Source organism: Pseudoalteromonas sp. 19-MNA-CIBAN-0066, from assembly GCF_040308705.1.
Taxonomy (GTDB): Bacteria; Pseudomonadota; Gammaproteobacteria; order Enterobacterales; family Alteromonadaceae; genus Pseudoalteromonas; species Pseudoalteromonas nigrifaciens.
Genome location: NZ_JBEONZ010000001.1, coordinates 11,895 through 24,662, shown reverse-complemented (window position 1 = coordinate 24,662; position 12,768 = coordinate 11,895). Strand labels below are relative to the sequence as shown.

Here is a 12,768-nt window from a genome sequence, read left to right as displayed (position 1 = left end):
AATTATACCCAGCCTGTTAGTAATAGCGGGCTGGATTTTTCTTTACGTTAGTTTATAAAGGCTTAAGCAAGGTTAGCGCGGCTTCTCAGCTTTTGAAACAACCAGCTCAGCCCCACTAAAGATAACCCTAATCCAATAAACGATATCGCTTTTAGTAAACCTGTTAAGTTTGCCATATCGATTAAAAATACTTTTAAAATAACCGCGGCCAATAAGCCTAAACCTACTTTTTGTATTAGTAGCTGATTTTTAAGATGGCCCACAATAACCGTACTTGCTCCCAGTACTAGCCAAATAATAGAATAGCTATAAAGCTCAGCGTTACCTACCCCTTTAGATAAGTAAATATACGCCCCTTGCCAATATTGACGAATTAAACTGTTAATTGCCAAGAAGGTAAATGCCCCCGCAATTGCGAGAACTATTGCAATTACCTTAGTATTTATAGCTTTGCTATTTATAGTTTTAAGTAACCTTGCTAACCACAAAGTTAACCCTGCAGGTACTAACCATAATAACAATAACCAGTTAAATATTGGCGTTGTACCAATATCTATTGCACTCAATAACGGATTGTCGTCAACTAAGGTTTTTAGTGTAAACACACCAGCTAAGCCCGCCAATGCAAAGCCGCCAATGCGATACAGTTTTGCTAAACTCCCTGCTATTCGCGCGCGATATAAATACACACAACCTAACCCAAGCCAGTTACAAACCAGTAATACTTGCTCGTAAAAACTCAATGAATCAAATTGTGGATAATGCCCTACTAGCTGATAACTGGTTTCGGTGGTAATAAATAATGCCAAGCAATGCAGCGCTGCACCTTCTAGCCATAACTGCATTTTTGATGTGTTAAAACATCTTGCTGCAACATAAAATAGCACTGTACACAGCGGGTACACCACTATACTCCAGTGCAAACCAAAAATAGTAAGAGCCTCGTAACTTGGTGTCCAAGGTGAGAAAGTTAGTCGCAATAATAATGCTGCCACCAGTGCTTTAATAGGCCAATGTGGCATAGGTATGCTGTGGCGTTTGATCAGCAAGCTAATCAATAACACTTGAATAGCCAGCGCTATAGTTAAGCCACTGTCGTTTAATAGCATAGTAATCGCGAGCGTAATATTAGCATTTGCTGCTATCCAGTAGGTAAAACGCTGATACAAACTAGCACTGTGCTGCGCAATTTTTATTAAAACAGCACTACCAACAAGTAATATAACTGCCCAAAGCGGATACGCTGTACTTAACGCTGAATTAGGAATAAGTGCGTATAACGTGGCTATCATTAAAAAGAAACTAAATGCGCCGGTAATATGAAATGCCAAGCGCTTAGGAAACTTACGACCAAAATAAAGGCCATAAGCAGTCAAAGTAAAACCTAGTATTAAACCTAGTCCATATTCTTGTTTAAATATAAACAAGGCATCATCAAAATCAAAAGTTTGCTGGGTACTGACTAAAACGACCAGGGCTATGACTAAACACACAGCTTGCCATAAATCCCAGCGGCTATTTTTTAATACTAAAAACAGCATTAGCACTAAAATTATTAAGCTAAATATCTGAAACTGCGCGTCGAACCTATGCAATAGCATCATCAAAATAAACGGTACGGTAAACACTAACATTAACGGGTGATCGGGCAGTACGTTAATTAAACGCTTTAAGCTGTGCGGGCGAAACTCAATTAGTGTAAACCTTACCCCTAAACGAGGGATAGCTACGAGGCCAATAATACTGGCAACTGCATAAACACCCAGTAACCAAATGGTGCTGCTTTCAAGTAAAACAAAACCCGCTAAGTACCAAAAAACATGCCCAACCCAGAGTAAATACCACAGCCAAATACGCTGTACTTGGTGCGCCACTATGGCGGCAAATAAACTAACAAAGCCAACATACATAAATAAAGAAAATAAATTAACGCTATTACTACTAACCCAAATAGGCACGCTGTAGGCACCAATAATGCCCAAAACAGCAAGTAAAGGGCCAAACTTAATTGCCATAACGCTTGCACTTAAAGCTATAATCGCCAATAGCACAAATGCAACAGTGGAGCTAAGCATGGCGTAGTTACTGTAAGCAAGTAAGGCTAACGCAAAGCAGGTAATAAAGCCGCCACTAGCAAGGGCTGCCGGAATATAGTTATTAAACCCTTCAAATACAATGCGTTTATAATGTAAATACCCAGCAGCTGCTATTAAACCAAGGCCAAATAGTGCACCTAAACTCAACCGCATAACGGGTGAAAGTAACCCAGCTTCTAAGCTGTATTTTGCTAAAAAAATACCGCCAAACGCAAGCGCTATCGCGCCTATCCAGGTCATCCAGTTTTCTTCAAATCCTGCACGTAATTTATTAAATAATGTATGTAAAACGCTAGGTTTTTTAGGGAAGGTATTTGTTTTAGCTGTTTTAGTAACTGCAGCTTCATTGCCGCTTATAGCCGCAGTTTTTACCTGCGTTGAAACAGTTGCTGGTGTGCTTACTTGGGGTTGTGGTTGCGCTTGTGGTGGCGCTTGCTTACTAGCAAGCGGTGTTAATTGCTCTTGTTGCTGGAGTAAACTATTAACTTTAGCTGTTAACTGCACAACTTGTTGCCTTAAACTTTTAAGCTGTGTAAGTGCAATAAACCCGCAAATAGCGCCTGCTATTATCGCTAATATAAATAGCCCTACTAACCCAATCAACTCATCCATGGCATGCTCTTATTATTTTATTTAATATTAATTAGCGGTATTAAATTACCGTCGTTAACCACCATATACCGATTACAAAAACAGTTAAAGTAATCATGGCTTTAGTTTTATGTTTACTAATAAGTTGCTCGGCCTTATTACCGGCGTAATACACAACTACCGCTAAAGCAAAATATCGTATAGCACGCGAAATTGCGCTGGCTAATAAAAATAACCCGAGGGAATATTTAGTCGCCCCCGCTGCCAGCATGGCTATTTGAAATGGAATAGGCACTATGCCTAGCGTTATTACAAACCAGAAGCCTTGATTGTGCATTTGTTGTTTAACATTTTCAAACTGCTCGGGGCTTGAGAAACTATTAATAACCCAATCGCCAACTGCATCAAATAAGTAATAACCCAGCGCATAACCAAATAACGCCCCCACAATACATCCCAAAGTGGCCATTAAAGCAATAAGCCATAATTTTTCACGACGCGCTTGCATTAAGGGTACTAAAACAGCTTCAAGCGGAATAGGTACTATGGTCGACTCTAAAAACGACGCCACGGTAATGCCACTGAGCATATGTTTAGATTCAATAAAATTACGTGTTTTTTGTTTAAGCTTTTTTTGAATCGCCATAATAACTCCCTTTCATTGTGAATAAAACGCGATTTCAGATGCTTTATCATTACATACTTAAGTTAATCTAGACTGAAAATATAAACCGTTAGTTATAAAACACTTTAATTATTAACAAATTGGTAATAGCTACGGCGATCTTTTATTATTGAGTTATATCATTGAATTTACTTATCACAGTAGTTATTAATTTATGCAAAGTGCGCGTTTTATTCCCTTTAGAAAGCAAGATATTGTTGATATGTGTAGCGAAGAGCTCAATAACAGCACACAACAAACATCGTTTAAACAGTTTTGTGATTTACTAGCTAGCCTTATTCATTACGATTACCATACGGTACTTGAGTCACTTAAAAACAACTACGCCCCTTTTGATCCCAACAGTGACACGCGATCGTTAGCGCCAGTATCGGCAGAACAAAAAGCACAGTGCCAACGTGAGTTTGCTAAAGACTTTGCCAAGGTACTTAACGCCGCTAATTTTGAAGTAATCACCAATGAAGACTTACAAGACGCATTAAACGAAGAATCACTATTTAAGGTGCGCCTTGAAGTTGAATTTGACGACTTTGAAGAAGTGGTATTTTATCGCCGTGGCGAGTCGCAGCTCACTGAAACGATTACCAGCTTTTGGGGCTTGCGTAAAAAGCCGCTGCATTTTACTAATTACGATCGTGTTGCGGTGTTTATTCGCTTTAAAGATAGCGCTTATTTTGAAGCTAAAAACAAAACGCCACTGGGATTTGAGCCAAGCTCAACCATAGTAAAGTTGTTTCAAAATGTGCCTAAGGCCGATCTCGAAATGCTATTTCCTAATAGCGAAGTACGCATGCGCCCTATCGATAAGGTCATTATTGGATCGTCTGCTTTAGTTGGCGGTGCGGTGGTACTTATTACTAAATTGGGCGCATCAATCGTATTATTGCTTGCTCTGTTTGCTTTTTGGGGTGGTTTTAGAAGTGAAGCTGTAGAAATGACCCAACAACACTTTATTACCTTTGCTATCGGTATGGGCGTGTTTGGCAGCTTTATTTTTAAAGAATGGAGTAAGTTTAAAAACCGCAAAATAAAATTTATGAAAGCCCTAAGCGATAACCTCTACTTTAAAAACCTCGATAACAACGCGGGCGTATTTCACACGCTTATTGATGCCGCCGAAGAAGAAGACATAAAAGAAGCCTTGCTGGCGTATACCTTTTTACTAAAATCTGAAAGCGGATTAAGCGCACAAATGCTTGATGAGCAAATAGAGCATTGGTTTAAAAGCAAATACCAGTGCGTTCTTGATTTTGAAATTAGCGACGCGCTTGAAAAGCTGGTACGTATGCGTTTGGTAACGTGTAGTAACGAAATAGAAGGTAATGAAGTGTATAGCGCGCTGAGTTTAGAACACGCAAAAACCATTTTGGATGAGCGCTGGGATAATCTTTTTCAATATAATTAATGTAGTATTTTTACTAAATAATACTCAAAAAGAGCAGCTGTAAATACAGCTGCTCTTTTGATCAAGCTTTAAATAGCGAGTACTTAAGCTAACTCAGCTTTTGCTTTTTTAGTAAATTTAGAATGCACTAACTTATAAAGCGCAGGCAATATTAATAGTGTTAGTAGAGTTGATGAAATAATTCCGCCAACCACAACCGTTGCTAAAGGTTTTTGCACCTCAGAACCCGTCCCCGAATTAAGCGCCATAGGTATAAAGCCTAAACTTGCCACCAGCGCCGTCATCAGTACTGGGCGCAGGCGCTGTAATGCGCCGCTGTGAATTGCATCAAACAAACTTAAACCATCGCTTCGTAACTGCTTAATAAACGACAGCATAACCACGCCGTTTAATACCGCTACACCACTTAAGGCTATAAAGCCAACACCCGCTGAGATTGAAAGCGGCATATCGCGCAGCAATAACGCAAGTACACCACCCGTTAATGCCAGTGGCACACCACTAAATATAATTAATGAATCACGAAGCGATCCAAAGGCGCTATAAAGTAAGCCAAATATAAGCAGTAAAGTGACCGGCACAACTAATGATAACCGCTTACTTGCCGATTGTAGCTGCTCAAACGTGCCGCCATATTCAAGCCAATAGCCACTTGGTAAGTTAAGTGATTCATTCATGCTCGCTTGCGCATCACTTACAAAGCTTGCTAAATCGCGCCCCTCTACATTAGCGGTTACCACTACATTACGCTTACCACTTTCGCGGTTTATTTGGTTAGGGCCTTTTTCAATACTGATAGTTGCCACTTCGCCTAGCGGCACAAATGCAAGTTCTGGGTTACTATTTTGTGGCAAAGAAACAGGTAAACGGGCAAGTGCTGATACATCACTCGACCAACGTTTATCTAGACGCACCAATAACGAAAAACGTTTATCGCCTTCGTAAATTAGCCCTGTTTGCACCCCACCAACAGCGGCGGCAAGTGTTTGTTGAATATCGTTTACGCTTAAACCTAATAACGCCATGTGGTCGCGCATTGGCGTTACAGAAAGCGTTGGCAGCCCTTCCATTTGCTCTAAACGTACATCGGTAGCACCTGCAACATTACGCATTAAGCCTGTCGCTTTTTCGCCAAACTCTTTAAGTACACTTAAGTCGTCACCGTAAATACGCAGTGCTACATCGGCGCGTACACCTGCAATTAACTCGTTAAAGCGCATTTCTATTGGCTGTGTAAATTCGTAATTATTACCGGGCACATCATTAACACGAGTACGAATTTGTTTAACCAACTCTTCTTTAGTTAATTTAGGATTTGGCCATTGCTCTTGAGGTTTTAACATTAAAAAAGTATCGGCTACGCTTGGCGGCATAGGGTCACTTGCTACGTCAGCAGTACCAATTTTTGAAAACACGTTAGCGACTTCGGGTTGCTTTAAAATGGCTTGTTCAAGCTCTTTTTGCATTTGTACCGATTGCTCAATACCGGTGCCAGTAATGCGCAGCGCATGCATAGCAATATCGCCCTCATCTAGTTGCGGTAAAAATTCTGCGCCCATATTTTTAACTTTAAAACCAAGCACTAATACTAATACAGTGGCAATACCCACCATAAGCCACGGTAATTTAAGCGATATACCTAGTAATGGTTTATACACTTTTTTAACGCCGCGCATAACTGCGTTTTCGGTTTCATTAACCTTACCACGAACAAATACCGCAATAGCAGCAGGTACAAAGGTAATGCCAAATATAAGTGCACCTATTAATGCAGCGACTACGGTAAACGCCATTGGCTGAAACATTTTGCCCTCAACGCCGCTTAGTGCAAATAAAGGCAAGTAAACCAGCATAATAATTACAATACCAAATACAGCCGGTGTAAATACCTCTTTGGTGGCTGCAGTCACTACATTTAAACGCTCGTTTAAGGTAAGTAGCCTGCCATGTTTATGCTGAGCCACACCGAGTTGGCGCAGGCAGTTTTCGACTACAATTACAGCGCCATCAACAATTAAACCAAAGTCGATTGCACCTAGGCTCATTAAGTTACCCGATACGCGATTACCCACCATGCCTGTAATGGCAAACAACATACTTAGCGGAATTACCATTGCCGTAATAAGTGCGCCTGTTACATTCCCCAGTAGTAATAGCAAAATAACTATCACTAAAACGGCACCTTCAAACAGGTTGGTTTGCACCGTTGCTATGGTTTTATCTACAAGAGTAGTACGGTCGTAAACCGCTTCAACAATAACGCCTGCGGGTAAGCTCTTTTGTACATCAACTAACTTATCAGCCATGGCTTTTGCCACTACCCGGCTGTTTTCGCCAATTAGCATCATGGCACTGCCGAGCACGGTTTCTTCACCGTTATACGTAGCTGCGCCGGTTCTAAGCTCTTTCCCTAAATGCACGTTAGCCACATCTTTAATGCGTACAGGTGCATCATCGCGCTTAGCAATAACGGTATTGGCTATGTCTTCTACCGTTTTAAGTTGCCCTGGCGAGCGTACTAAATATTGCCCATCAAAGCGCTCAATATAGCCAGCACCTCGGTTACTGTTATTAACCTCAAGTGCACTAATCACATCGCTAATAGTAAGCTTATAGGCAATGAGTTTTTCGGGTACTGGCGCTACTTGATATTGACGCTCAAAACCACCTTGACTGTTTATTTCGGTTACGCCTTTTACTTTTAAAAGCTGCGGACGAATAACCCAATCTTGCAAAGTACGTAAGTCTTCGGCGTTGTAAGGCGTGCCATCGTCTTTTAACGCGTTAGGCGCGGCGTGCACACTATAAGTAAATATTTCGCCTAAACCACTGGCAATAGGACCCAAGTTTGGCTCTACGTTATTAGGCAGGTCGGAGCGAATACTTTGAATACGCTCACCAATTTGCTGACGCGCCCAATAAATATCTGTGCCTTCATTAAAAATTACTGTTACTTGCGACAATCCATAACGCGAAAGCGAGCGGGTGTAATCAAGCTTAGGTATGCCCGCCATGGCGGTTTCTACCAAATAGGTAATGCGTTGCTCTACCTCTAATGGCGTAAAGCCCTGTGCTTTGGTATTAATTTGTACTTGCACGTTAGTTATATCGGGTACTGCGTCTACCGCTAAGTTTTGAATGTTGTATACACCAAATCCAGCAAATAAAAATGTGAGCGCAAGCACCAGCATGCGGCGTTTAACCGCAAAAGAAACTATCCAATTAATCATGGTGCCTCCTAGTGAGCGTGGCTTGCGCCGCTTTTTAAAATATCGGCTTTAATTACATAACTATTGTCTGTTACGTATTCGCTACCGGGGCTTAAACCTGTAAGTACTTCTACCCATTCGCTATTTTTTGCACCTAAGGTAACGGGGCGCACTTCAAACATATTACTTTTGCGAACAAACACACTTGGCTTGCCGTTAAACTCTTGAATAGCTTGTGGTTTTACACGCACACTGGCATTTATTTTAGCCACACTTACATCGCTGTTTACGTGCATGCCTGGGCGCCAATGCCCGTCTGGGTTATTAAGCTCTATACGTGCTCGCGCTATGTGTCCACCGGTCATCATTGGTGCTATAAAAAACACTTTGCCTTGTGTGTTTAAATGGTGATGTAAGTCGTACACTTTAGCGCTTTGCCCTATGGCTAGCTTTTCAATGTTTTCAGGAAAAGCCGACAGCTCAACCCATACTTTATCAAGGTTAGCTACTTGCATAAGTGCGCTGGTGTTTGCAAGCTCACCACGCTTTAAATATTGCTCGGTTACAACGCCGCTAATTGAGCTTTTAATGGTGTAGTTTTGCAGTGTTTCGCGGTTAGTGATACTTACAAGCGCCTCGCCTTTTTTAACACTTTGCCCAATACTTACAAAAATATCGCTGATCAATCCTGTATATGGCGCCATTACTTCTACTGTGCCGTGCTGCGTTGGTGCAATAACGCCAAAAAGCGTATCGGTAATATCAACTTCACCACTTTGTGCAAGCTCGGTTTTAATGCCTGCGCGCTCAATAGCTCGCTCTGTTAGCGTGGTTCGTCCTTCGTGTTGCTCGTAGTCGTAGCTAATACTCTCGCCTTTATAATTAGCAGTAACGGCAAGTACAAATGAATGCGGTTCGTTAATTGATTGCGTACTTACGAGGTAGTCGCCCTCAGTTGTGAACTGTATATTTTGCGGGGCTTCAACTAATCGTTTTAAACTCATTGTTATATTTAAATCGTTTATATCAATTGGCTTACTTTGCTTGTAACCGTATATACGCAGCTCAACATTACCGGCAAACTCTTGTAATTTAAGCTCAAGGTTTAACTTAGGATCAGTTAATAAAAAACCACCGTGTGGACCTTGCTTTTGCTCTTGTTGCTCAGTTTCTCCATGCTCTGCTGATGCAAGTACACTGGTGCTTAACACGCTGCCAGCAAGTGAAAGTGATACTAATAATGCAATTATATTTTTATTCATGATTGGTAAGTCTCAATTAAAGATTGGCCAGTTAAACGCTCAAGGGTAAGTAGCACTTGGTACAGCTCTGCGTGGGTTGCAATGAGTGCACGTTTAGAGTCAAAGTGTGCTTGTTGGGCATCGAGCAGCTGCAACACCGAAATTTGCCCGCCTTTATAGCTGTTTAAGCTTTGCTCAATCAATGTTTGTGTCTGAGGAATTATTTGCTTATTTAATAACGTAGCTTGATTTGCTACCCCTTGATAATAAGCATACAGAGTACGTACTTGCTGGCGTAACTGAACTCGCAACTGCCCTTGCTGCTGGTTTAAAAGCGCAAGTTCACTTGCTGCTGCAGCAATATTACCGCTATTAGCATTACTGATTTGCAGTGGCATAGAAAACGAAAACAACAAAGAACTCGAATCACTTTGTTGGTTATAGCGCACACCACCACCAACATTTATATCACTTTGCCCATTGGCTTTTTGCAGCGCTAAGTTAGCCGTTTGCTGTATATATTGCTGCTGTAGTAAGGCAAATTCAGGTGCTAAATTTACCGCATCTAAAAGCGCTTGCTGTGATTTAAGTGGTGTGATGACGTTAATATTGCCCGCTAAAAGTGCACTACTTTGCTCATCAACCCAAAGTTCACTAAGTAATAAACGCGCGCGCTCAAACTCACTTGTTAGCTTTACCTGCTCAAGCTCTACTTGGCTAAGTGCATAACGCATACGACTTACATCGGCTTGCGATACAGCTCCAGCATTCGCTCTTTGCTCAATTGTTTTGAGCGCCTGTGTTACAACGCTTTTTCGCTCACCATTTAATGCCAATAAGGTTTGAAATTTAAGTGCGCTATAATAACGCTCTGCGGTAGTAGCTAATAACGCTAAACGAGTATTTTGATACTGTATAGCCTGCGCTTTAATATTTGCAGTAGCAAAACCTACTCGACTTTGGCGTTTATCGCCCAACTCAATAAGTTGGCTAAGCCCGAGCGTTATTTCAGCGCCTTTTACGCCACGCGCATCATTGGTGCCTAACACATTTTCAACTGCAACACTAAGCACAGGGTTTGGTGAAAGTGTGGCTTGAGATTTAAGTGCGCTCAATATTTTTTGATGATAAGGGTAGCGTTTTAATATCGGATTTTGTTGTTCGGTATTACTCAATGCTTGCTTAAGCGTGAGTATGTTTTCACTCGCACTAACTTTAGCCAGCGCATTAAATACCGGCAGCACGCAAAGTAGTGCCACCAGCATAATGGGTTTTTTATTCATATAGCTTGTCCGTTGTTTAACAAACAGGGTTAACTTACAAAATAATTTAAAATTAAAAAGCGTAATATAAATTTGTAAGCAACCTAAATATGCATATAACAAAGCCTAAATAGCGTCTAAACGCAGGCAGTAAAATGCACCATATTTTATTAAGGTAAATTAAAACTAGCTAAGATAAATTGGAGGGCGCGACATAGGTGGATAAATTAATCCACAATAGCGTACAGGTAACGCGGGGTTACTCTGCTCAGGGCTGATTGAATGATTTACTGTACTGTAATAGCCACTATGACAATGTTGGTGGGCATGAATTTCGGCAGAGGCTTGAGCCTCATTTTGGCTACCATCGGCAGTTATATTACTTTGTAACTGCGCGCTGGTTATGTGATCCACGTCTTCTTGTAAATGATACGCAGCACCATCACAGCTAATAAAGCTGTGTACAAGTACTAAAAGTATCACTATTAAAAAACGCTTTGAATACATTGCCTACCTATTAAATTCAAAAAGTTACATCTCTTTAAAGCTTGAGTATAACGGGAACAAACTTCATAATAAACCTTCTAGTTACTGGAAGGTCAATATGCAAATTAAACAACTCTCGAATTTAGTTAATCTTAACGCAAAAACAATTCGCTATTACGAACAAATAAACCTTATTCCAGCCCCAAAACGTGCTAGCAATGGATACAGAACCTACACCCAAGCTGATACAGAGCGTCTTATTTTTATTCGACGCTGTCGCGATTTACAAATTCCAATAGACGATATTAAAACTCTACTTGTTGCGCAATCATACGGCGATAAATCGTGTGTTGAGGTTGACGATATTATCGAAAACCAATTAATTAAAGTACGAGCGGCACAAAAAGAACTTAAAAAGCTCGAGGTATCGTTAGCCAGCTTATTAACTAACTGCACCGCAAATACTATAAACGACTGCCAAATAATAAAAGAATTAAATAGTTAATATATATAAAAAAACCGCTAACCTGCAAGGCTAGCGGTTTTTATTAATAGCACTTTAAATTAAGCGACTGCTTTTTCTAAAATTTCACGACTTTGTATTAGCGTGATTGCTTGGTTTTCACCAAGGGCAAGCATGCCATGCACTTCAAGCTTGCCAATAATATTGTCAATGGCTGCTGCTTTATCTTCACCATGTTCAGTAAGCTGCGTAGCTACATCAAGGCTATGGTAAAACGCTTCAATTGCTTGAATCGTTAGCTCTGCTAAATCGTCTGATTGTGCAAGGCCAAATACGTTTTTACCCATTTGCTCAAGTTTTGCTTTTTTAACTGCAAATTGATTGCGTAGTAAAGAAGGCTGAACTATTGCAAGCGAACGCGCATGGTCAACACCGTATGCAGCTGTAAGCTCGTGACCAATCATGTGGGTTGCCCAATCTTGCGATACGCCAGAACCAATCAAACCGTTTAATGCTTGATTCGCTGACCACATAAGATTTGCACGCCATGCGTCATCTTGGTTTTCAAAGTTATCGCCAAGTACTTTAAGTGCTTTAAGCAATGCTTCAGCGTAACCATCTTGTACTAATGCACCTTCAGGGAACGTTAAGTACTGCTCACAGGTATGCACCCATGCGTCTACTAAACCATTTACAAGTTGACGCTGTGGTAATGTTTTCATTACATCAGGGTCCATAATCGCAAATTTAGGTTGTACTGCTGGTGACATAAACGGGAGTTTTTGTTTTGTAGCAGCTTTGCTTACTACTGAGCCTTGGTTAGACTCTGAGCCAGTAGCTGGTAATGTAAGTACTGCACCAATTGGTAATGCGCTAGTTACTTTATGCTTACCAGTAGGAATATCCCAACCTTCGCCATCGTATACTGCTGAAGCTGCAATGTATTTAACGCCGTCAATTACTGAGCCGCCGCCAACACCTAGTACAAAGTCGATGTCTTGTTCTTTACAGATTTTTACTGCTTGATCTAGTACTTCAATTGTTGGGTTAGCGCCAACGCCCGAAAACTCTACCCAATCAAAACCTTCAAGTGCTGCTGCAACTTGGTCGTATACGCCGTTCTTTTTAATTGATCCGCCGCCGTACACAACTAGTACTTTTTGATCTTTTGCGATCAAATCAGTTAGTGAGGCTATTTGTTGTTGGCCAAATTGAATTAGTGTTGGATTTACGTAGCTAAATTTCATTATTTTATCCTAGGGTGACGATTAAATATGGTTCAACTTACTTAGTTACTAACTAAGTAAATTTTCAATGAGTGCATATTACT

At 40.8% G+C, this 12,768-nt stretch carries 9 protein-coding genes; 2 read left to right on the top strand and 7 right to left on the bottom strand.

Features of this window, described 5'->3' with window-relative positions:
- Window positions 1-62: 62 nt before the first annotated feature.
- Together AAEZ18_RS00110 and AAEZ18_RS00105 are read right to left on the bottom strand one after the other, a co-directional pair.
- Window positions 63-2,708: a DUF2339 domain-containing protein gene (locus tag AAEZ18_RS00110; RefSeq protein WP_350593948.1), complete on the bottom strand. Its 2,646-nt coding sequence runs from the start codon at window positions 2,706-2,708 to the stop codon at window positions 63-65.
- A 40-nt stretch (window positions 2,709-2,748) separates the two neighbouring features.
- Window positions 2,749-3,333, bottom strand: a complete 585-nt coding sequence (locus AAEZ18_RS00105; protein WP_011327283.1) for a YqaA family protein — start codon at window positions 3,331-3,333, stop codon at window positions 2,749-2,751.
- 193 nt (window positions 3,334-3,526) lie between these two features.
- Here AAEZ18_RS00105 and AAEZ18_RS00100 point away from each other — a divergent pair, with 193 nt between their 5' ends.
- Complete coding sequence (locus AAEZ18_RS00100; protein WP_024605789.1) at window positions 3,527-4,777, top strand: TMEM143 family protein; 1,251 nt, start codon at window positions 3,527-3,529, stop codon at window positions 4,775-4,777.
- Between the two features lie 83 nt (window positions 4,778-4,860).
- On the opposite strand, the gene AAEZ18_RS00095 is transcribed toward AAEZ18_RS00100, so the two are convergent.
- The 4 genes from AAEZ18_RS00095 to AAEZ18_RS00080 all read right to left on the bottom strand — a co-directional run bounded on the left by AAEZ18_RS00095 (window position 4,861) and on the right by AAEZ18_RS00080 (window position 10,996).
- The gene (locus AAEZ18_RS00095; RefSeq protein WP_350593950.1) at window positions 4,861-8,007 is read right to left on the bottom strand and encodes an efflux RND transporter permease subunit; all 3,147 of its coding nucleotides are present in this window, start codon (window positions 8,005-8,007) and stop codon (window positions 4,861-4,863) included.
- Between the two features lie 8 nt (window positions 8,008-8,015).
- Window positions 8,016-9,248 (bottom strand): efflux RND transporter periplasmic adaptor subunit, encoded by a 1,233-nt coding sequence (locus AAEZ18_RS00090; RefSeq protein ID WP_024605791.1) that lies wholly within the window; start codon window positions 9,246-9,248, stop codon window positions 8,016-8,018.
- Entirely contained in the window at window positions 9,245-10,510 is a 1,266-nt protein-coding gene (locus AAEZ18_RS00085) for a TolC family protein (protein ID WP_024605792.1), read from the bottom strand. The genes AAEZ18_RS00090 and AAEZ18_RS00085 overlap by 4 nt, the downstream gene beginning before the upstream one ends.
- Before the next feature lie 165 nt (window positions 10,511-10,675).
- Window positions 10,676-10,996, bottom strand: coding sequence for a hypothetical protein (locus AAEZ18_RS00080; RefSeq protein ID WP_350593952.1), 321 nt, complete (start codon window positions 10,994-10,996; stop codon window positions 10,676-10,678).
- Window positions 10,997-11,093: 97 nt separating this feature from the next.
- Between AAEZ18_RS00080 and AAEZ18_RS00075 the strand changes: the two genes are divergently transcribed.
- A complete protein-coding gene (locus tag AAEZ18_RS00075) occupies window positions 11,094-11,480 on the top strand; it encodes a Cd(II)/Pb(II)-responsive transcriptional regulator (RefSeq protein WP_024605794.1) in 387 nt (128 codons plus the stop codon).
- Between the two features lie 59 nt (window positions 11,481-11,539).
- Here AAEZ18_RS00075 and AAEZ18_RS00070 read toward each other — a convergent pair whose 3' ends face one another.
- The gene (locus tag AAEZ18_RS00070; RefSeq protein WP_350593954.1) at window positions 11,540-12,685 is read right to left on the bottom strand and encodes an iron-containing alcohol dehydrogenase; all 1,146 of its coding nucleotides are present in this window, start codon (window positions 12,683-12,685) and stop codon (window positions 11,540-11,542) included.
- Between the last annotated feature and the right edge of the window lie 83 nt (window positions 12,686-12,768).

Bases quoted from the DNA above. Each gene is read 5' to 3' on its own strand.
- AAEZ18_RS00110 (WP_350593948.1), bottom strand. From the start codon at position 2,708: ATGGATGAGTTGATTGGGTTAGTAGGGCTATTTATATTAGCGATAATA.
- AAEZ18_RS00105 (WP_011327283.1), bottom strand. From the start codon at position 3,333: ATGGCGATTCAAAAAAAGCTTAAACAAAAAACACGTAATTTTATTGAA.
- AAEZ18_RS00100 (WP_024605789.1), top strand. From the start codon at position 3,527: ATGCAAAGTGCGCGTTTTATTCCCTTTAGAAAGCAAGATATTGTTGAT.
- AAEZ18_RS00095 (WP_350593950.1), bottom strand. From the start codon at position 8,007: ATGATTAATTGGATAGTTTCTTTTGCGGTTAAACGCCGCATGCTGGTG.
- AAEZ18_RS00090 (WP_024605791.1), bottom strand. From the start codon at position 9,248: ATGAATAAAAATATAATTGCATTATTAGTATCACTTTCACTTGCTGGC.
- AAEZ18_RS00085 (WP_024605792.1), bottom strand. From the start codon at position 10,510: ATGAATAAAAAACCCATTATGCTGGTGGCACTACTTTGCGTGCTGCCG.
- AAEZ18_RS00080 (WP_350593952.1), bottom strand. From the start codon at position 10,996: ATGTATTCAAAGCGTTTTTTAATAGTGATACTTTTAGTACTTGTACAC.
- AAEZ18_RS00075 (WP_024605794.1), top strand. From the start codon at position 11,094: ATGCAAATTAAACAACTCTCGAATTTAGTTAATCTTAACGCAAAAACA.
- AAEZ18_RS00070 (WP_350593954.1), bottom strand. From the start codon at position 12,685: ATGAAATTTAGCTACGTAAATCCAACACTAATTCAATTTGGCCAACAA.